The sequence below is a fragment of the Amycolatopsis sp. WQ 127309 genome (assembly GCF_023023025.1).
In the GTDB taxonomy this organism is placed as follows: domain Bacteria; phylum Actinomycetota; class Actinomycetes; order Mycobacteriales; family Pseudonocardiaceae; genus Amycolatopsis.
Genome location: NZ_CP095481.1, coordinates 2,276,126 through 2,293,972, shown reverse-complemented (window position 1 = coordinate 2,293,972; position 17,847 = coordinate 2,276,126). Strand labels below are relative to the sequence as shown.

The 17,847-nt window shown below is 72.9% G+C and carries 19 protein-coding genes; 6 read left to right on the top strand and 13 right to left on the bottom strand.

The window, feature by feature from the left end; genetic code table 11:
- Positions 1-149 precede the first annotated feature (149 nt).
- Both MUY22_RS10395 and MUY22_RS10390 read right to left on the bottom strand, forming a co-directional pair.
- Positions 150-809, bottom strand: a complete 660-nt coding sequence (locus tag MUY22_RS10395) for a VanZ family protein (protein WP_247059160.1) — start codon at positions 807-809, stop codon at positions 150-152.
- Positions 810-1,074: 265 nt separating this feature from the next.
- On the bottom strand, positions 1,075-1,986 hold the full coding sequence (locus tag MUY22_RS10390) for a Gfo/Idh/MocA family protein (RefSeq protein ID WP_247059159.1): 912 nt from the start codon (positions 1,984-1,986) through the stop codon (positions 1,075-1,077).
- Between the two features lie 77 nt (positions 1,987-2,063).
- Between MUY22_RS10390 and MUY22_RS10385 the strand changes: the two genes are divergently transcribed.
- The 4 genes from MUY22_RS10385 to MUY22_RS10370 all read left to right on the top strand — a co-directional run bounded on the left by MUY22_RS10385 (position 2,064) and on the right by MUY22_RS10370 (position 6,721).
- On the top strand, positions 2,064-2,690 hold the full coding sequence (locus tag MUY22_RS10385) for a hypothetical protein (RefSeq protein ID WP_247059157.1): 627 nt from the start codon (positions 2,064-2,066) through the stop codon (positions 2,688-2,690).
- Positions 2,687-3,766, top strand: a complete 1,080-nt coding sequence (locus MUY22_RS10380) for a CbiQ family ECF transporter T component (RefSeq protein ID WP_247059155.1) — start codon at positions 2,687-2,689, stop codon at positions 3,764-3,766. Before MUY22_RS10385 ends, MUY22_RS10380 begins: the two co-directional genes overlap by 4 nt.
- Positions 3,763-5,373 (top strand): ABC transporter ATP-binding protein, encoded by a 1,611-nt coding sequence (locus tag MUY22_RS10375; protein WP_247059153.1) that lies wholly within the window; start codon positions 3,763-3,765, stop codon positions 5,371-5,373. The genes MUY22_RS10380 and MUY22_RS10375 overlap by 4 nt, the downstream gene beginning before the upstream one ends.
- Positions 5,374-5,872: 499 nt before the next feature.
- Complete coding sequence (locus tag MUY22_RS10370; RefSeq protein WP_247059150.1) at positions 5,873-6,721, top strand: ECF transporter S component; 849 nt, start codon at positions 5,873-5,875, stop codon at positions 6,719-6,721.
- Here the strand turns inward: MUY22_RS10370 and MUY22_RS10365 are convergent.
- From MUY22_RS10365 to MUY22_RS10355, 3 genes are all read right to left on the bottom strand, one after another.
- Positions 6,697-7,632 (bottom strand): alpha/beta hydrolase, encoded by a 936-nt coding sequence (locus MUY22_RS10365; protein WP_247059148.1) that lies wholly within the window; start codon positions 7,630-7,632, stop codon positions 6,697-6,699. The genes MUY22_RS10370 and MUY22_RS10365 overlap by 25 nt on opposite strands.
- A 93-nt stretch (positions 7,633-7,725) precedes the next feature.
- On the bottom strand, positions 7,726-8,580 hold the full coding sequence (locus MUY22_RS10360; RefSeq protein ID WP_256475830.1) for a 3-hydroxybutyryl-CoA dehydrogenase: 855 nt from the start codon (positions 8,578-8,580) through the stop codon (positions 7,726-7,728).
- A gap of 110 nt (positions 8,581-8,690) precedes the next feature.
- Positions 8,691-8,879 carry a DUF3073 domain-containing protein gene (locus tag MUY22_RS10355; RefSeq protein ID WP_247059144.1) on the bottom strand — a complete coding sequence of 63 codons (189 nt, stop codon included), beginning with the start codon at positions 8,877-8,879 and terminating at the stop codon, positions 8,691-8,693.
- 207 nt (positions 8,880-9,086) lie between these two features.
- Here MUY22_RS10355 and MUY22_RS10350 point away from each other — a divergent pair, with 207 nt between their 5' ends.
- On the top strand, positions 9,087-9,983 hold the full coding sequence (locus MUY22_RS10350) for a hypothetical protein (RefSeq protein WP_247059142.1): 897 nt from the start codon (positions 9,087-9,089) through the stop codon (positions 9,981-9,983).
- Here the strand turns inward: MUY22_RS10350 and MUY22_RS10345 are convergent, their stop codons facing one another.
- The 3 genes from MUY22_RS10345 to MUY22_RS10335 are packed head-to-tail and all read right to left on the bottom strand — an operon-like array spanning position 9,984 to position 12,662.
- On the bottom strand, positions 9,984-10,919 hold the full coding sequence (locus MUY22_RS10345; protein WP_247059140.1) for an asparaginase: 936 nt from the start codon (positions 10,917-10,919) through the stop codon (positions 9,984-9,986).
- Positions 10,916-11,482, bottom strand: coding sequence for an aerial mycelium formation protein (locus tag MUY22_RS10340; RefSeq protein WP_247059138.1), 567 nt, complete (start codon positions 11,480-11,482; stop codon positions 10,916-10,918). Before MUY22_RS10340 ends, MUY22_RS10345 begins: the two co-directional genes overlap by 4 nt.
- Positions 11,483-11,531: 49 nt before the next feature.
- The gene (locus MUY22_RS10335; RefSeq protein WP_247059136.1) at positions 11,532-12,662 is read right to left on the bottom strand and encodes a folate-binding protein YgfZ; all 1,131 of its coding nucleotides are present in this window, start codon (positions 12,660-12,662) and stop codon (positions 11,532-11,534) included.
- 31 nt (positions 12,663-12,693) lie between these two features.
- Here MUY22_RS10335 and MUY22_RS10330 point away from each other — a divergent pair, with 31 nt between their 5' ends.
- Positions 12,694-13,542, top strand: a complete 849-nt coding sequence (locus MUY22_RS10330; RefSeq protein WP_247059134.1) for an aminodeoxychorismate lyase — start codon at positions 12,694-12,696, stop codon at positions 13,540-13,542.
- Here MUY22_RS10330 and MUY22_RS10325 read toward each other — a convergent pair.
- The 5 genes from MUY22_RS10325 to MUY22_RS10305 all read right to left on the bottom strand — a co-directional run bounded on the left by MUY22_RS10325 (position 13,521) and on the right by MUY22_RS10305 (position 17,762).
- Positions 13,521-13,940 carry a hypothetical protein gene (locus MUY22_RS10325; RefSeq protein ID WP_247059132.1) on the bottom strand — a complete coding sequence of 140 codons (420 nt, stop codon included), beginning with the start codon at positions 13,938-13,940 and terminating at the stop codon, positions 13,521-13,523. The two genes, MUY22_RS10330 and MUY22_RS10325, sit on opposite strands and share 22 nt — an antisense overlap.
- 259 nt (positions 13,941-14,199) lie before the next feature.
- Positions 14,200-15,057, bottom strand: a complete 858-nt coding sequence (locus tag MUY22_RS10320; RefSeq protein WP_247059130.1) for a biotin-dependent carboxyltransferase family protein — start codon at positions 15,055-15,057, stop codon at positions 14,200-14,202.
- Positions 15,054-15,650 carry an allophanate hydrolase subunit 1 gene (locus MUY22_RS10315; protein WP_247059128.1) on the bottom strand — a complete coding sequence of 199 codons (597 nt, stop codon included), beginning with the start codon at positions 15,648-15,650 and terminating at the stop codon, positions 15,054-15,056. Before MUY22_RS10315 ends, MUY22_RS10320 begins: the two co-directional genes overlap by 4 nt.
- Before the next feature lie 11 nt (positions 15,651-15,661).
- Positions 15,662-16,276, bottom strand: a complete 615-nt coding sequence (locus MUY22_RS10310) for an FABP family protein (RefSeq protein WP_247059125.1) — start codon at positions 16,274-16,276, stop codon at positions 15,662-15,664.
- 127 nt (positions 16,277-16,403) lie between these two features.
- Positions 16,404-17,762 (bottom strand): DHA2 family efflux MFS transporter permease subunit, encoded by a 1,359-nt coding sequence (locus MUY22_RS10305; RefSeq protein ID WP_247059124.1) that lies wholly within the window; start codon positions 17,760-17,762, stop codon positions 16,404-16,406.
- Positions 17,763-17,847 lie beyond the last annotated feature (85 nt).

Below are 17,847 nucleotides of genomic sequence, written 5' to 3'. Positions count from 1 at the left end.
GCACGTCGAGGAACCGCAGCTCGGTGCGGGTGGATCGCTGGGCGTCGGGCCTAGCGGAGGCCGACGCCGGAGACGGCGCCAGGCATAGGCGTTCATTCCTCGAGTCGAAAGGGCTCTTCGGAGCCAGTGTCGCACGGCTCGCAACCCGGTTACTGCCGGTCGGGGTGGGCGATGGCGGCGTACCGCGCGTCCCAGACCGATCGCGGGACCCGCATGGTGAGCGTCGGGGCTTCGCAGACCGTGCGGCGCTGCTGTGTCGGGATGACCACCGGCGGTGGCGGTGGCGGGTCCAGTGAGCGCCAAACGCGTCTGCTCAGGGCCGCGCCGAGCGTCGCGCCGGCGGTGTTGAGCAGGACGTCGTCGGTGGACGTCACCCGGCCGGTGTGGATCAGATATTGCGTACCTTCCACCAGCACGGAGGCGAGCAGGGCGACCAGCGCGATCCGGAGGAGGGTGCGCAGGCCGCGCAGCCGCAGCGGGAGCAGCGCGCCGAGCGGGCAGAGCAGCAGGACGTTGCCGATCACCTGCCAAAGTGAGCCGTCGTCGCCGAACGCGGCGGTGATGTCGGCGCCCGGGACGAGGTCGAGCGTGCTCTGGCCGGAGCCGCCGACAGGCATCGTGACCAGGCACAACACCAGGAAAGCGACCAGGACGGCGGCGCTGTCGACGCCGGCGGTCGCGCTCGCGTACCGGGGCGGGAGTCTTCGCCGCCGTCGAGCCGCGAGCAGTGGCCACCCGAGCAGCGCGTACGGCAGCGCGATGGCCGAAACCGGAATCATCCCCCAGAAGGCGCGCAGCAGGGTTTCCATGCGCCTCCCTCCTTGAGCACCCAAAGATCGTCTGTGCGCTGGAAACGGCCCTCCCAAGATCACCTTCGCATCACAAGATCGTCTCGGCATGCTGAGGGAGGCGCACTATTCGGTGATCTTTCCGGTGGCGCGACGGAACTTTCCGTGGTTCGGTCGGGAGGCGCACTGTCCACAGTGGATGCTGTGGACAACCCTGTGGATGAATCGGGGGATGCTTCGTAAACCCCTTGATTCACAACGGAAACTCGCAGGGGGTGCCTGTGTACTACTTTTCGCCGGCCAGCTCGCGAGCGCGCTCGATCAGGCCCTGCAGGTGCAGGCCGCGGCGGACGTCGCAGGGGTGGGCCGTGGTGCCGCTGGCGATCATCGCCGCGAAGTCGTCGAGCAACGCGGTGTAGGACTCCGACGCCGAACCGGGCTTGCGCCCGAGCGTGCGGTAGCCGTGCTGACCCCAGACGGCGACCTCGACGACGGTCGGCTGCACCGGCAGCCGCAGGGCCAGCGTGGCCGTGCTGACCACGTTGTTCTCGTGGGCCAGCATCAGCTGCCACGTGTCGCCGGGGCTCCGCCGCGCCGCGACGACGTCGGTGATCGGCCCGAGCGCGGCGTCCAGCAGGTCGAGGGCGTGCGGGCCGATGTCGAACAGCGCGCCGCCGTCGTCCTGACGCCACTCCGAGGCCGCGTACTGGCCGCCGAGCAGGGCGCCGGACAGCCAGCGCGCGCCGCCACCGGCCCAGCCGCCCGCCTGGGCGAGCCCGGCGAGCCACTCCTGGGTCTGCGCCGAGTACCGCAGGGTCAGCACGACGAGGGCGGCGACGTCGGCGGCCGCGACCGCGTCGGCCAGCCGCTGCGCCCCCGCCAGGTCAGCGGCGATCGGCTTCTCGAGGATCAGGTGCTTCCCGGCTTCGGCCGCGCGGACGCCCAGCTCGGCCTGGATCGACGGCGGGACGGCGAACGCCACGGCGTCCACCTGCGCGAACAGGTCTTCGATGCTCTCGGCGGCGGTCGCGCAGTGGGTGTCCGCAAGCGCTTGCGCCGCCTCCGGCCGCCGGGCCCAGACCGCGGTCAGCGCCGTGCCGGGGTGATCCGCCAGACCGGGCGCGTGAACCGTCGTGGCCCACGGGCCGGCGCCGACGAGGCCGACCCGCAGCTGTCCCTCCGCGATGCGCTGTCCCACGCGCCGCAGTCTAGGTGTGGTCGGCGTCGCGCCGGAACCGCACCTGCGACGGCGGCCGTCCTGGCTAAAGTGCCTGCATGATCACCCTGCCGTCCCGCATCGCCGCGGTCTGCCTGCTCCTCCTGGCCACCTGCCTCGCCGGGGCCGCGCCCGCGTCGGCGACGGGCACCGACGGCACCTGCCCGGCCGGTGGCGGCGTGACGGTGGTCGTGGACTTCGGCGACCTGGCCCCGCAGCCGCTGGTCCGCTGCGCCCCCGGCACCCCCGCGACGGGCATCGCGGCACTGCAGGGTGCCGGGATCGACGTCGCGGGCTCGCAGAAGTACGGCCTCGCCATCGCCTGCCGGATCGACGGCAAACCAGGTCCGGACGTCGAGTCGTGCGCGGGCATGCCGTCGGCGACGGCGTACTGGAGCTACTGGCACGCCGCGGCCGGCGGCAAGTGGGAGTCGAGCCAGGAGGGCGCCCAGACGTCGAAGCCGGCGGCCGACGGGTTCGAGGGCTGGTCGTTCGCCCGGCCGAAGACCGCCAACGACCTGCCGGCGCCGCCGCGGGTGGCGCCGATCCGCCAGGCCGTTTCGACCCCGTCCCCGGCGCCCGCGGCCACCAGCAGTTCCTTCCCGTGGGGCGTGGTCATCGCCATCGCGGCGATCCTGCTGATCGGTGGCGCGGCCTGGGTCGCCGCACGACGTCGCCGGACGTGACCAGCCGGGCGCTGCACCCGGGCGCGTGGTGGGTCTGGGCGCTCGCGCTGGCCGTCGCGGCCAGCCGGACGACGAACCCGCTGCTGCTGGGCCTGCTCATCGCGATCATCGGCTTCGTCGTCGCGAACCGGCGGAGCGACGCGCCGTGGGCGCTGGCGTTCCGGCTGTACGCCTACGTCGGCGCGGTGATCGTCGCGACGCGGGTGCTGTTCCGGATCCTGATCGGCGGCGAGGACGGCGGGCACATCCTGTTCACGCTGCCGCGGATCCCGCTGCCGGCGTTCGCGGCGGGCGTGTCGCTGCTCGGCTCGACGTCGGCGGAGGAGCTGCTCGGCGGCTTCTACGACGGCCTCCGGCTGGCGACGATGGTGCTCTGCGTCGGCGCGGCGAACGCCCTGGCCAACCCGAAACGCCTGCTCAAGGCCGTGCCGGGCGCGTTGTACGAGGTCGGCACGGCCGTGACGGTGGCGCTCACGGTGGCGCCGCAGCTGGTCGAGAGCGTGCAGCGCGTGCGGCGGGCCCGGCGGCTGCGGGCGGGGCGGACTCGCGGGCTGCGGGCGGTCAAGGGCATCGTGGTGCCGGTGCTGGAGGACGCGATGAACCGCTCGCTGCTGCTGGCGGCGGCGATGGACTCGCGCGGCTACGGCCGCCGCGCGTACCTGAGCGCCGGTGTGCGCGCGGCGATCGCCGGCTGCGTGCTCGGCGGGCTGGTCGGCGTGTGCGTCGGCGTCTACGGCGTGCTCGACGGGACGTCGTCGTGGCTGGGCGTGCCGCTGCTGGCCCTCGGGCTGGTCGTGGCCGCGGCCGGGTTCGTGCTGGGCGGGCGGCGCATCCGGCGGACGGCCTACCGGCCGGACCCGTGGCGCCGGCCGGAGACGCTGGTCGTCGCGTCCGGCGTCGGGGCGTGCGCGCTGCTGTTCTTCTCCGCACGGATCGATCCGGGGAACCTCTACCCGTCGCTGAGCCCGCTGAGCTGGCCCGAGGTGTCCTTGCTACCGGCGTTGTCGCTGCTGCTCGGGGCGTTGCCCGCGTTCGTCGCACCCCGCCCGCCGTCGTTGTCGGAGGTGGTCCGGTGATCGAGTTTTCGCAGGTCACGGTGACCTACCCGGACGCCGCGCGGCCGGTGCTGTCCGACGTCTCGCTGCTGGTCGAGGAGGGCGAGCTGTGCCTGGTCGCCGGCCCGACCGGCGTCGGCAAGTCGACTTTCCTCGGCGCGATCAACGGGCTCGTCCCGCACTTCACCGGCGGACGGCTGGCCGGGCGGGTGCTGGTCGACGGCTTGGACACGTCTTCCCACCCGCCGCGCGAGCTGGCCGCGGTGGTCGGCGTCGTCGGCCAGGACCCGCTGGCCGGCTTCGTGACCGACACGGTCGAGGAGGAGCTGGCGTACGCGATGGAGCAGCTGGCGGTGGCGCCGGACGTCATGCGCAAGCGCGTCGAAGAAACCCTGGACCTGCTGGGCATCGCCGAGCTGCGCCACCGTCCACTTCGGACGCTGTCGGGCGGGCAGCAGCAGCGCGTCGCGATCGGCTCGGTCCTGACGGCGCACCCGCGGGTCTTGGTGCTCGACGAACCGACGTCCGCGCTGGACCCCACGGCGGCCGAGGAGGTCCTCGCGGCGATCACGCGGCTGGTGCACGACCTCGGGACCACGGTGGTCGTCGCGGAGCACCGCATGGAGCGGGTCGTCCAGTACGCCGACCGGCTGCTGTACCTGCCGGGCGACGGCTCGGTGCGGTCCGGGCCGCCGGCGGAGATCCTGGCGACGGCGGAGATCGCGCCGCCGATCGTCGAGCTGGGGCGGCTCGCGGGCTGGTCGCCGTTGCCGCTGTCGGTGCGGGACGCGCGGCGGGTCGCGGGGCCGCTGCGATCGCGGCTTCAGTCACATCGTCCGAAATTGTCGGTGGTGGGTCGTACCCTCTCGGTGACCGGTCGAGCACTGGACGTGAGAGGGGTGGTGGTCCGCTACGGAGATGTCCTGGCGGTGCGTGGGGTGGACCTGCGCGTCGGGCCGGGGGAAATCGTCACGCTGATGGGACGCAACGGCTCCGGCAAGTCGTCGCTTCTCTGGGCGGTGCAGGGCAGCGGTCCGCGGTCGGCGGGGAAGGTCGACGTCGGCGGCGTGGATCCTGCGTCGCTCAAGCCGAGGGCGGCCCGTCAGCGTGTGGGGCTGGTCCCGCAGTCACCCGCCGATCTGCTGTACCTGGATTCGGTCGACGCCGAGTGCGCACAGGCCGACACCGAATCCGGCGCCACGGCAGGCACGGCGAGGTCCCTGCTGGACCGCCTGGCCCCCGCGGTCGCCGGTGAAGCGCACCCCGGCGACCTGTCCGAAGGGCAGCGACTGGCGCTGGTGCTGGCCGTCCAGCTGGCGGCGGCACCCCCGGTGGTCCTGCTCGACGAGCCGACGCGCGGCCTCGACTACCACGCCAAAAGGCGCTTCGCGGCGATCCTGCGAGAGCTGGCCTCGCAGGGCCACGCGATAGTGCTGGCCACCCACGACGTCGAGTTCGTGGCATCGGTGGCCCACCGGGTGGTGGTCATGGCCGAGGGCGAGGTGGTCGCGGACGGCCCGACGAAGGAGGTCATCGTCGCGTCCCCGGCCTTCGCGCCCCAGGTGGCCAAGGTGCTGGCGCCCCAGGAGTGGCTGACGGTGGACGAAGTAGCGGAGGCCCTGTCATGACGTCCGCCTCTCGACGTCGCTCGCCTGTTGCGCCCTCGCGCACCTTCGCGCCGCCGGTCGGTTCGCGGGCCGGTGTCGGTGGGCGGGCACGCTCCTGCGCGCATTTGTGCGGGTGGCCGTGTGTCGACCCCGCTCGGCGCCTGAACGCGCCGGGAGTTGCTTGGCGCACCTTCGCGCCGCCGGTCGGCTCACGAGCCGGTGTCGGTGGGCGGGCGCGCTCCTGCGCGCATTCGTGCGGGTGGCCGTGCGTCGACCCCGCGCGGTGCCTGAGCGCGCCGGGAGTTGCTTGGCGCACCTTTGCGGCGCCGTTCGGCTCACGAGCCGGGGTCCGTGAGCGGGCACGCTCCTGCGCGCATTCATGCGGGTGGCCGTGCGTCGACCCCGCGCGGTGCCTGAGCGCGCCGGGAGCGGTTTCGCGCATCTTCGCATCGCCGGTCGGCTCGCGAGCCGGTGTCGGTGGGCGGGCGCGGTCCCGCGCGACTTCGTGCGAGGTGCTGACGTGACCGGCTTCCTCGACCCGCCGCCCCGGGCCATCCGCCTCCGGCCGCGTCCTGCGCTGGTGCTCACCGTCGCGGCGGTGCTCGGCCTCGTCATGTTCTGCTGGCCGCTCTTCGCGCACCCCGCGCCCAGTGTGTCCGCGCACACCGCCGATGCGCCGTTCGTCTTCATGGCGACCCTGCCCGTGCTGATCCTCGTCGTGCTGGCCGAACTGTCGCGCGGGGGAATCGATGCGAAAGCGCTCGCGTTGCTCGGTGTCCTGTCCGCGGTGAACGCCGGGCTGCGACCGCTCAGCGCCGGGACCGGGGGGATCGAGCTGGTGTTCTTCCTGCTCGTGCTCGCCGGGCGGGTGTTCGGGCCCGGGTTCGGGTTCGTGCTCGGCTCGACGTCGCTGTTCACCTCGGCGCTGCTGACCGCGGGCGTCGGGCCGTGGCTGCCGTTCCAGATGCTCGCGTCGTCGCTCATCGGGCTCGGCGCCGGGCTGCTGCCGCGCGCCCGCGGGAAGGCGGAGATCGCGCTGCTCGTGGCGTACGGCGTTGTCGCGGCCTACCTCTTCGGGCTGCTGATGAGCCTGTGGTCGTGGCCGTTCCTCGCCGGGTCGTCGCTCGGCGGCACCACCGCGGGCCTCGGCTACGTGCCCGGCGCGCCGCTGCTGGACAACCTGCACCGGTTCGCCGTCTTCACCGTCCTGACCTCGACGCTCGGCTGGGACACCGGCCGCGCGATCACCAACGCCGTCGCGATCCTCGTGCTGGGGCCGGCCGTCCTGGCCGTCCTGCGCCGCGCGTCGCGGCGGGCGGCCTTCGACGCGCCCGTGGTCTTCGATCAGGAGCGCGTCAACCCGTCGTAGATGTCGACCAGCTCGGCCAGCTTCGCCGCGTCCGGGACGTGACTGGTGTCCAGGTCGACGACGTGAAAGCGGTTTCCCGGCGTGGCCGCGTCGGCCTCGCGGATCATGCGGTCCTGCAGCTCCAGGGGGATGATCCGGTCGCGCAGGTGCCGGACGTAGACGCGGGGCACGCGGCCCCACCTCGCGCGGTCGCCGCGGGCCGGGGTGGCGCCCTTGCCGAGGAGGTCGTCGGGGGCCATGGCGTTGAGGAACGCGTAGAACTCGGCGTCCGTGCCGTCGGCGACGAACGCTTCTTTGGCCTTCGCGAGCAGCGCGCGGTCCGCCGTGCGCCAGTTGAACCGGACGGCGCCGATCACCGACGGGTCGGCCGCGGCGAACCCCAAGAGATCGCCGACGCGGGTCTCGGCCGCCTCCGGGGTGGCCATGTACTCGTCCGGGGTCTCGAGGTCGACGCAGCAGAACGCCGTGTCGTAGACGAGCAGGTCGATCAGGTCCGGCACGGCGTCGGCGACCAGGCTGATCGCCGCGCCGCCGATGCTGGCGCCGACCAGGACCACCGGGCCGTGCGCCGCCGCGCGGCGGACCACCTCGACCGTGGCCGCTACCTGGTCGGCGAGCGTGACGCCGGCCAGCGCCGACGGCTCCGTCGCGAACGCCGCCAGGTCCTGGGGTGCCTGGTAGGCGAGCCGGAACTGCTGCCCCGGCTGGTCGACGCCGACGCCGCGGTGCCCGCGCAGGACCAGCTCGTCCGGGGCGGCCGAGACGCCGTTGGCGCCCGCGGCGAAGACGAAGGTGGTCACGCCGCGACGGCGTCGCGTGGTGGCGTCCGCGGGCGAAGCACCCGCGAAAGCGGGCGCCACGACGCCGGCGGCGGAAGCGGCGAGGGCGGTACGGCGGCTCAGCTCAGGCATGCCTGACAGTCAAGCGAGTCCGGCCGCCCGGCCCAAGACGACAAAGTCGCCGCACGGACCACCGAAAGTGGATCGGGCGGCGACGAAGGTCGGTCAGCCGTAGGAGTAGAAGCCGCGGCCGGTCTTCTTGCCCAGCAGGCCCGCGTCCACCATGCGCAGCAGCAGCGGCGGCGACGAGTACAGCGGCTCCTTGAACTCCGCGTACATCGAGTCCGCGATCGCCTTGATGGTGTCCAGGCCGATCAGGTCCGACAGCCGCAGCGGGCCCATCGGGTGGGCCGTGCCCAGCTCCATGCCGCGGTCGATGTCCTCCGCCGAGGCGAAGCCCGACTCGATCATCCGGATCGCCGACAGCAGGTACGGGACCAGCAGCGAGTTCACGATGAACCCGGCGCGGTCCTGGGACCGGATGACCGTCTTGCCCAGGGCCGTCGTCGCGTGGTCCTCCGCGCGGCGGGCCGTCTCCTCGCTCGTCAGCAGCGAAGGCACCAGCTCCACCAGCGGCAGCACCGGGACCGGGTTGAAGAAGTGGATGCCGACCACCTGCTGGGGGCGGTTCGTCGCCATGCCCAGCTTCATGATCGGGATCGAGGACGTGTTGGACGCGAACAGCGCGTCCTCCGCCTCGACGATCTTGTCGAGCTGGCGGAAGACGTCGACCTTCGCCTGTTCCTGCTCGAGGATCGCTTCGATGACCAGTTCGCGGTCGGCGAACTCGGCGATGTCCGTGGTGAAGCGCAGCCGGCCGAGGGCCGCGTCGGCGTCCTCGGTGGAGAGCTTGCCGTTCTTGACGCCGCGCTGGAGCGACTTCTCGATGCGCGCCTTGCCCGCGTCGAGCGCCGGCTGGTTCACCTCGGTGACCACGACGTCCAATCCGGACCGCGCGTGCACCTCGGCGATGCCGGAACCCATCAGTCCCGCCCCGACGACTCCAACCCGACTTACCACCGGCTCACTCCTTCATCCGCTACGCAGCCCACAGGGTTTTGGGCAGCACGCAGCGCGCGAGGGCGGTCGCCGGGTTGTGCCCAGCTACGCCCTCGCGCGGTTACGCGTGCTCAACGACGGTACTCGTCGTACCCGTCGTCGTACGGATCTTGATCATTGCTATCGGGCTCCTCATAGTGACCACTAGAGGAACCAGTCGACAGCTCGCGCTGCAAAGCATCGAAGTCGGTCTCGTGCGAGCTGTACTTGAGCTCGCGCGCCACCTTCGTCTGCTTGGCCTTAGCCCGGCCGCGCCCCATGGCTCGACCCCCTCGCACAGGGGCGGGGCGGCCGGGGGAATCGGCGGCCCCGCATCGTCTCGACAATTCTTTCCTGCTGACACCGTACCGTGTCCGGGGGGTTCGATGCGACGTGGCACGGTGTGCCGGTGGTGACAGTGTCCGCCGGACACCGGTTACCGGCCGGTCGGTGACGATCGGCGCAGGTCGGCGTGCCACGATCTACTCGTGCTCCGTCCCTTCGTGGCCTATCTGCGGGTGTACGAACCCCTGCTCGCCCTGGGCGAGCCGCCCGACGATCGGCTGCGCGCGGCCGTCGCGGCGGCCAAGCTGGGGCGGACCGACGCGGGTGCCCGCGAGCAGGCCATGTGGCTCAAGTCACAGGTCGCCGCGCCCCGCCGGTTGCTGCCCGCCGAGCTCGCCAACGGCAAGGCCGCGCCCAGCCTGCAGACCGACGTCCTGGTGCTCGATCCGGCCGACGTGCCGGCCGCCCAGCGCGTGCACGGCCCGTTCGTCTGCCCGCTGGAGCTGCGCGCCCGCTCGGCCGCCGCGCTGGTGACCTTCCTCGGCGACGCGCACCCGGCGCTGAAGAACGTCATCCTCGACGAAGCCGGCTTCACCCAGGACGCGATCCGCGCCCGCACGAAGTCCGCGCTGTCGGACCTCAGCACCTCCGCCGCGCACACGCTGTCGACCACCTGGACCGTTCCGCTGCCGTGGTTCGTGCTGGTCGACCCGGAGGAGCGCAAGCTCGTGCTGGGCTCCGGCCGCGACGACCCGAAGCGCGAACTGTCCTGGCGGAGCACCCTCGCCGACGCCCAGCACCGGGCGCGCGAGGCCGGTGACCTGCTGGAACAGACCTTCGGCGACTCCGGGCCGGGCCGGGTGCTGTTCGAGACGCGGCGCTGGCTGGACAACTTCCACGCGGACTCGATCGTCGAGCTCGACTACGGCGGCCTCGTGCAGCTGTTCGCGGACCCCATCCTCGAAGCCGACACCACCGCCGACGAGGTCCACGACATCCTGGACGCGCTGCGCTCGGGCAACGTCGAGGAGCTCGCCGAGCTGTTCTCCGACCTGCGGGAGTTCTGGGGCGACCTGGCCTCGCGGGAACGCGCGAACTAGCTAGCCGCGCAGCTCCGGCACCCGGATCTCGCCGACCCGGCGACCGCCGCCGAGCACCGAGCCGCGGGCGAGCTCGTCGAGCCCGGCGACGTCCACGCCGAGGAACCGCAGCGCTTCGACGGCCAGCGGCGCGCAGGCCCGCTTCGCACCGTCGTCGATCTTCAGCGCCACCGCGAACCCGTCCGGCAGCGCGAACGCCTGGACGCCCTCGGCGCCGCCCTTCGCGACGAGACCGTCCACGGCGGACATCAGCTCGGTGTCCTCGCGCCCGGTGCCGGCGACCAGCCAGGGGTGGGCGCGCATCGCGTCGGCGACCGTCCGTTCGGGACCGTCGGCCGCGCTGCCGACCCGGCCGAACGCGCGGGCCAGCCCGGTCAGGGAGAACGCGAACAGCGGCGCACCACAGCCGTCGACGCCGGTGTGCGCGATCGGCTGGCCGGTCAGGTCGGTGACGGCGGCGGCGATCGCCTGCTGCAGCGGGTGGTCCGGCGCCTCGTAGCCCGCGGTCGGCCAGCCGGCCCGGACGCAGGTGGTGAGCATGCCGGTGTGCTTGCCGGAGCAGTTCATCATCACGCGCCGCGGCTCGGCGGCGTCGCGCATGCTCGGCACGTGCAGCGGGAAGTCGGCCGGGCACGCGAGGTCGTCCTCGGTCAGGCCCGCCGCCTGCAGCAGCTCCAGCACGCCCTTGACGTGCCGGGGCTCGCCGGAGTGGGACGCGCAGGCCAGCGCCAGGTCTTCGCCGGTGAAGTCCAGCCCGGACCGCAGCATCCCGACGGCCTGCAACGGTTTGTTCGACGAACGCGGGAAGACCGGCGAGGTGACGTCTCCGAGAGCCAGCCTGACGTCGCCCTCGGGGCCCGTCACCACGAGCGCGCCGCGGTGGACGCTTTCGACGAAATCGGAACGGACTACTTCGGCCAGGACGGGATTGGTCACTGGGCTTCTTGCCCGCCTTCGCTCTCGAGCAGCTCGTCCACTGTGGCCGAACCTTGCTGGTAGCGCTGGGCGATCTCCGCGTTCAAGGTGTCCATGACGTTCTGGACCTCGCGCCGGAACGACGACACCGAAACCTCTTCGCTGGCGTAGGTGTCCAAAGCGGAGGCGAGCTTCTCGTCCGTCAGGGAACCGACGTCGGTCAGGTCGGTGTCGCCGATCAGCGCCTCGGCGTGCCGGCGGTGCTCGCCGGCGCGTGAGGGCTCCAGCTGCTGGTGCCGCCCGGAGCCCGCGGCCGGGCCCAGCGCGTTGTCGGCGAGGATCGTGGCCAGCTGGTCGACGATGCTGGACTCGCCGCCGGAGCTGCGCCGGGTCTGCTCGGCGCGGACGATGTCGATCCGGGCGTGCAGCAGCCTGCGCAAGTAGGAAAGATCGGTCTCTTCTTGAGCGGCTTCGTCGCGCCGCTCGCGGAGCACCTTCAACGGCAGGTCACCCAAGCCGCTGAGGTATCCCGGGCCGAGCACGCGGTCGATCCGCCGCCTGCCGCCGGGCCGCACTTCGATCACAGCGCAGTTTATCCCGGTTGGGCGTGATCCTGCTGTCAGGGGTTTTCGATCAGCCACGAAGTTGCGCCGCCGCGGCCCGCCCGGGCGCCGGGAGCTCCGACGGCACGGAGTCGGGGTCGATCGCCGCCTGGACGAGCTCGTCTTCGGAACCGGTCAGCAGCTCGGCACCCACCGGCGTCGACCGCTTGACCAGGGCCAGCGCGATCGGGCCGAGCTCGTGGTGCTGGATCACCGTGCCGACGCGGCCGACCGTGCGGCCGTCGAGCAGCACCGGGTCGCCGGGCTCCGGCCGGATCTCGGGGGAACCGTCCAGGTGGAGCAGCAGCAGGTTGCGCGGCGGGCGGCCGACGTTGTGCACCTTCGACACCGTCTCCTGGCCGCGGTAGCAGCCCTTCGCGACGTGCGCGGCCGACCCGACCCAGCCCACCTCGTGCGGGATCGTGCGATCGTCGGTGTCGACGCCCAGCCGCGGCCGCAGCGACTCGACGCGCAAGGCGTCGAACACCCAGCTCCCGGCCGCGCGGGCGCCGGCGTCGGTGAGCTTCTTCCACCAGCCGGCGAGCTCGGCGCGCGGCACCGCGAGGTCGACGCTGAACCGGCCGGGCCACGGCATCCGCCGCGCGAAACCGCCACCGGGCAGCGCCACGACCGCGTACGGCTCCGGCCCGATCTCGGCGCCGACCGCGCTCAGCACGCGTTCGCTGTCCGGGCCGAGCACGGTGAGCACGGCCAGCTCGTCGGTCGCGTCGCGGATGTCCACCTTGGACCAGAACTTCATGGCGTCGAGGTATTCGCGCAGCGTCTGGGGGCCGCCCTTCGGCAGCGCGCTGGTCACGCGCGGCTCCGGGTCGCCGTCGAGCCAGACGGTGCCGTCGAGGTGCGCGAGCACCATGTGCGTCTCGACCCGGCCCTGGCTGTCGAGCACCAGCGCCTCGGTGCCGGACCCCTCGGCGAGGTCGGTCACGTGCTGTGAGATCACGAGGTGCAGCCACGACAGCCGCTCCTCGCCGGTCACGGCCAGGACTTCGCGGTGTGACCGATCGATCACGACGACGCCGCGCGTCGCGGTGCGCTGCTCCGCGAAGGGGTCTCCCCAGTGCCAGGGGACGCCGGCTTCAGGGTGGTCGTCGGGCGGGGGGATGGATCCGGGCACGTCCAGCAGCGGCGAGCGGTACGGCATACGCCCCAGCCTAGGTGAGTACCGTGTGGGAATGCGCGTGCTCGTCTTCCTCGACGGAACCCTGGCCGACCCGGACACCGCCCAGATCAAGGTGGACGACCTCGGATTGACCCGCGGCGACGGCGTCTTCGAGACGATCCTCGTGGTCGGCGGCAAGCCCCGTGAGCTGCGGCCGCACCTGGAGCGGCTGGCGCGGTCGGCGGCCATGCTCGACCTGCCGGAGCCCGATCTCGCGGCCTGGGAGCGAGTGGTTTCACTTGTCCTCGAACACTGGACCGGCAGCCCCGAGATGGTGCTGAAACTGGTGTACACCAGGGGTTCCGACGGTGATCCCGCCGCGGCGCCGACCGGTTTCGCGCTGGGTTCGGAGGTCGCGCCGTCGATCCTGAAGGCGCGCGCCGACGGCGTGGCCGCGGTCACCCTGGAACGCGGTTTCCCGCCGGACCTCGCCGAGCGCGCGCCGTGGCTGCTGCTGGGCGCGAAGCCGTTGTCGTACGCCATGAACATGGCCGCGCTGCGCGAAGCCCGTCGCCGGGACGCCGAAGATGTGATTTTCACCGCCGCCGACGGCTCGGTGTTCGAAGGCCCGACGTCGACCGTGGTGCTGGCGAAGGGGCGGACGCTCTTCACGCCGCCGTCGAGCGTCGGCATCCTGCCGGGCACGACGCAGGCCGCGCTGTTCCGCAGCGCCGAAAAGGCCGGCTGGGCGGTCAAGGTGGAGCCGTTGCGCGTGGCCGACCTGGTGGCGGGGGACGGTGTGTTCATGGCTTCGTCGGTCCGCAAGCTGACGCGCGTCCACACGCTGGACGGCGCGCGGCTGCCCGACTCGTCGGCGGTGTACGCGGAGCTGGTGGCGGCCTACGAGGCCGAGTACGCCTGAGCGATCCGCACGACCGCGGGGGCGATCTCTTCGGCGCGGTAGGCGGCGATCTTGTGGTGGCCGTCGAGGATCAGCTCGCGCTCGCCGTCGGCCAGCACCACGGCGACCGGGCGGTGGCCGGTGCGGATCGCGGTCCGGTAGTAGCCGACGCGCGCCTCGTCGGACGGCGGCCAGGTGTCGGTGGGGGTGAGATCCTGGTCGTCCGGCACGCGTTCCGGGCCGCTGACGCGGTAGTCGCCGTCGACGAGCAGGTCGAGCACCGGGCCGAGCGTGGTGGCCAGCGGACGCCGCAGCTGCCCGGTGGCGAGCGCGATCCGCAACGCCTGGGGCAGCTCCGCCCGCGCGCGCACGTTCACGTCCAGGAAACCCGTGCCACCGCTGATCGTCACCTGTTCCACAGCTATCAGGACGGGTGGCGCCGCGACATGGTTCCGGGCGCTACCCGGACGGGTGCACCGGGTGATCCGGGTCTCACCCGCGTGGCGGTACAGACCTTTCACGTCACCCGGAAGCACGCCCTCCACCCCACCGAAAGCCGTGAAGGCCTCCTTCCCGGCCATAAGAGCCGGGAAGGAGGCCTTCACGGCTTTCCCGGCACCGGTGGCGCGGTTGGGGCGGAACCGCCGGCAGGGGCGGCTGTTGCGGTGGGCGGGCGCTTCACGTCATCCGGAAGCGCACCCGGGTGCCCGGCCGGGCCTGGGCGAGCGCGGCCAGCGCGGCGGTCCGGACCACTGCCGCGACGGGGTAGCCGCCCGTGGTGGGGTGGTCGTTCAGGAAGACCACCGGGAGGCCGCTCGGCGGGACCTGGATCGCGCCCGTCAGCACGCCTTCGCTGGGCAGCTCCGCCTCGGCGAACTCCGCGGCCCGGCGCAGCGGCGTGCCGTCCAGGCGCAGGCCGACGCGGTTCGACTCCGGCGTCACCGTCCACCACGCCGACAGGCCCTCGGCCGGGGACTCCAGCCAGTCGTCGCGGGGGCCCGGCGTCACCGGGATCACCAGGCTCGCGGGCGCCGCGGCCGGGACGACGACGTCCGCGCCCACCGGGACCCCGCGCACCGGGCCGAGCGGCAGGACGTCGCCGGACCGCAGTGGTGCCGGGCCGATGCCGGACAGGACGTCCCGGGACCGGCTGCCCAGCACCTCCTCGACGTCGATCCCGCCGGACACCGCCAGGTAGCAGCGCAACCCGGCACCGGGCGTGCCCACGGCAAGTGTCTGCCCGGCTCCGACGAAGACCGCCGTGTGGGAGCCGAAGGGACGGCCGTCGACGTCGACCGGGACCGACGGGCCGGTCACGGCCACCGTCGCCGATGCCGTGAAGCGCACCGAAAGCCCGCCGAGCAAGGCTTCGATGCCGGCCAGGCCCTCGGGGTTGCCGACGAGCCGGTTCGCCAGCCGCAGCGATGCCGTGTCGAGCGCACCCGACGGTGCCACGCCGAGGTGCGCGTAACCGGGCCGGCCGAGGTCCTCGATCAGCGCATGAGGGCCCGGCGAGACGACTTCCAGTGACCTCACCGGACGCTCCGGAACCGCACGCGATCGCCCGGTGCGAGCAGCGCGGGCGGGTCGGCGTGGGCGTCGAACAGCGGCGTGGTCGTGTGCCCGAGCAGCCGCCAGCCGCCCGGGGACTCGCGGGGGTAGACGCCGGTGAACTCGCCCGCCAGCCCCACCGACCCGGCCGGGACGCGGGTGCGCGGGGAGTCCAGCCGCGGCTGCCGCAACGGCGCGGGAAGTCCGGTCAGGTAGCCGAAACCGGGTGCGAAGCCGGTGAACGCGACCGTGTAGGCGGCGCCGGTGTGCAGCTCGGCCACGGCGTCTTCGGAGCAGCCGGCGTCGGCGGCCACCAGCGCGAGGTCCTCGCCGTCGTAGTGGACGTCGAGGGTCACTTCGCGCGGGTTGCCGCCGGGTGGGTGCGTGAGGTCGGCGCCGTCCAGCAACGCCCGTACCGCGGCGACCGCGCCGACGACCAGCAGGCTGCGAGCGCCGGGAACGAGTTCGACGACGCCGTCCGGGCGCGCGGCGAGCACCGTCGCGTGCGCCGCCCGCATCTGGTCGAGCGAGTCGCAGTCCAGCAGGGCGGCGTCCTCGCCACACCGCCGCCAGCGCATGCCGGGTGCCGTCAGCCGACCACGCGGTGCAGCAGAGCCGAGGTGTGCGGCTGCAGCTCCTGGCCCATCATCGCGCGCTCCTCGACGTAGCCGAGGGAGCCCTCGATCAGGCCGTACAGCCGCTGGGCGGCCTTGACTTCCTTCGCGCTGGCCGTGCGGATCACCGCGTCGGTGCCCAGCTCCCAGGACGTCTGGTTGCGCGGCTTGCCGTAGTACAGCTCGACGAGCCCGGTGTTGTGCGTGAGCAGCAGCTCGAGCGTGTCGTCCGCCTGCGGCCGCCAGAACCCGGTCTCGCGCGCGGCGGGGCGGATGACGTTGCCCTCGTCGTCGAGCAGCCAGGACCGCGACTCGTGGATCAGGAACGGCCGGCCGTCGTGCGCGATCGTCAGCTGCTGCGCGAACTTGCGGGGGCCTTCGATGGTCGGGTAGTCGACCTCGCCCTCACCGCGCCAGACACCGACCATCGGCAGCAGCGCGAGGCAGGCCTCGTTGAGGTCCGGCCCCTCGCGCAGGTTGGCCGTGTCGTTGGGGATGGGCAGGTCGTCCCACAACGGGAGGTTGCGCGCGCGGGTGCTCGCCGCGCGCATCTCCGCTGCTGCAATGGCGTCGTCGCCGCTGTCGGCCATCGGTCAGCGCTGGTCCGCGTAAAGCCGGTAGACGACGTACACGGCGAACCAGGTGATCGCGACGCCGGCGAGCACCAGCAAGGTCGTAAACAGTGCTTCCACGCCCAGCAGGATAGTCCGCCGCCGCTCAGCCGGCCCGGCGCAGGGTCACCGCGGTGAGCACGGTCACCGCGAGCAGCACCACGCCGGCCACGCCCATCGCCGCGTGCAGGCCGCTCGGCAGCGTCGAACCGCGGGCCAGCAACGCGCCCAGCGCGGCGACGCCGAGCGCGGTGCCGGTCTGGCGGGCGGCGTTGACCGTCGCCGACGCGATCCCGCTGCGGTGCCCCGGCAGCCCGGCCAGCCCGACGATGTTCGACGGCGTCACCGACAGCCCGACTCCGGCGCCGGCCAGTGCGAACGCGAGCGCCACCAGCCAGTACGGGCTCCGCGCGTCCAGTACCAGGAACGCGAAGGAGCCGGCGGCCGCGACGAAGTAGCTGACCGGCAGCAGCCGTTCCGCGCCGTAGCGGGCCGAAAGCCGGCCGGCGGTGAAGGCCGCGGCGACGTTCGCCAGCACGTACGGCAGCATCTGGACGCCCGCCTCGGTCGCCGTCGCGCCGCGGGCCTGCTGCAGGTAGACGCCGATCAGGAAGACCGCCGGGTAGGCCGCGAACCCGAGGCTCCACGCGGCGAAGATGGCCACCGAGAACCGGGTCCTGGCGAACAGCCGCACCGGCAGCATCGGGTGCGCCGCGCGCAGCTCGACCACGATGAACGCCGTCAGCGCGGCGAGCCCGAGAGCCCCGGTGACCAGCACGGACGTGCTCGGCCCGAGCCGGCCGGCCTCGATCACGGCGAACGTCAGCAGGCCGATCCACAGGGCGCCGAGCACCTGCCCGGTCAGGTCGAGCGCGCCGTGCGCCGGGTCGCGGGACTCGCTGATCCCGCGGCGGCCCAGCACGACCGCGACCAGCCCGATCGGCACGTTGATCAGGAAGATCGACGGCCAGCCGAACGCGTCGGTCAGCGGGCCGCCGATCAGCGGGCCGAGCACCAGCGCGCAGCCCGCGACCGTGCTCCACAGGCCCATCACCCGCGCCCGCGCGGCCGGCTCCGGGAACGCGTGCGCGAGGAGCGCGACCGAGCCCGGGATCACGGCGGAGGCGGCGAAGCCCTGGATGATCCGGGCGACGACCAGCACCTCGAGCGTCGGCGCCAGTGCGCAGCCGGCCGACGCGATCGTGAACAACGTCAGCCCGCACAGGTAGACGAGCTTGCGGCCGTAGCGGTCGCCGAGCGTGCCGCCGGACAGGATCACGGCGGTGAGCGCGACGGTGTAGCCGTCGATGATCCACTGCAGGCCGCTGAAGCTGGTGCCCAGCGTCCGCTGCATGGTCGGCAGCGCGACGCTCACGACGCTGACGTCGAGCAGGGCCATGAAGCTGCCCAGGAAGACGGCGGTGAGCAGGCCGGTCCGGCGCGTCTCAGTAGCGGTGAGGGTCACCTGAACAGGTTGCGATCTCAACCCGGGTCGAGGTCAACTCGTCTCATGCTGTCCGTCGGGGAAACCGCCGCTGCCGCCGAAAGCC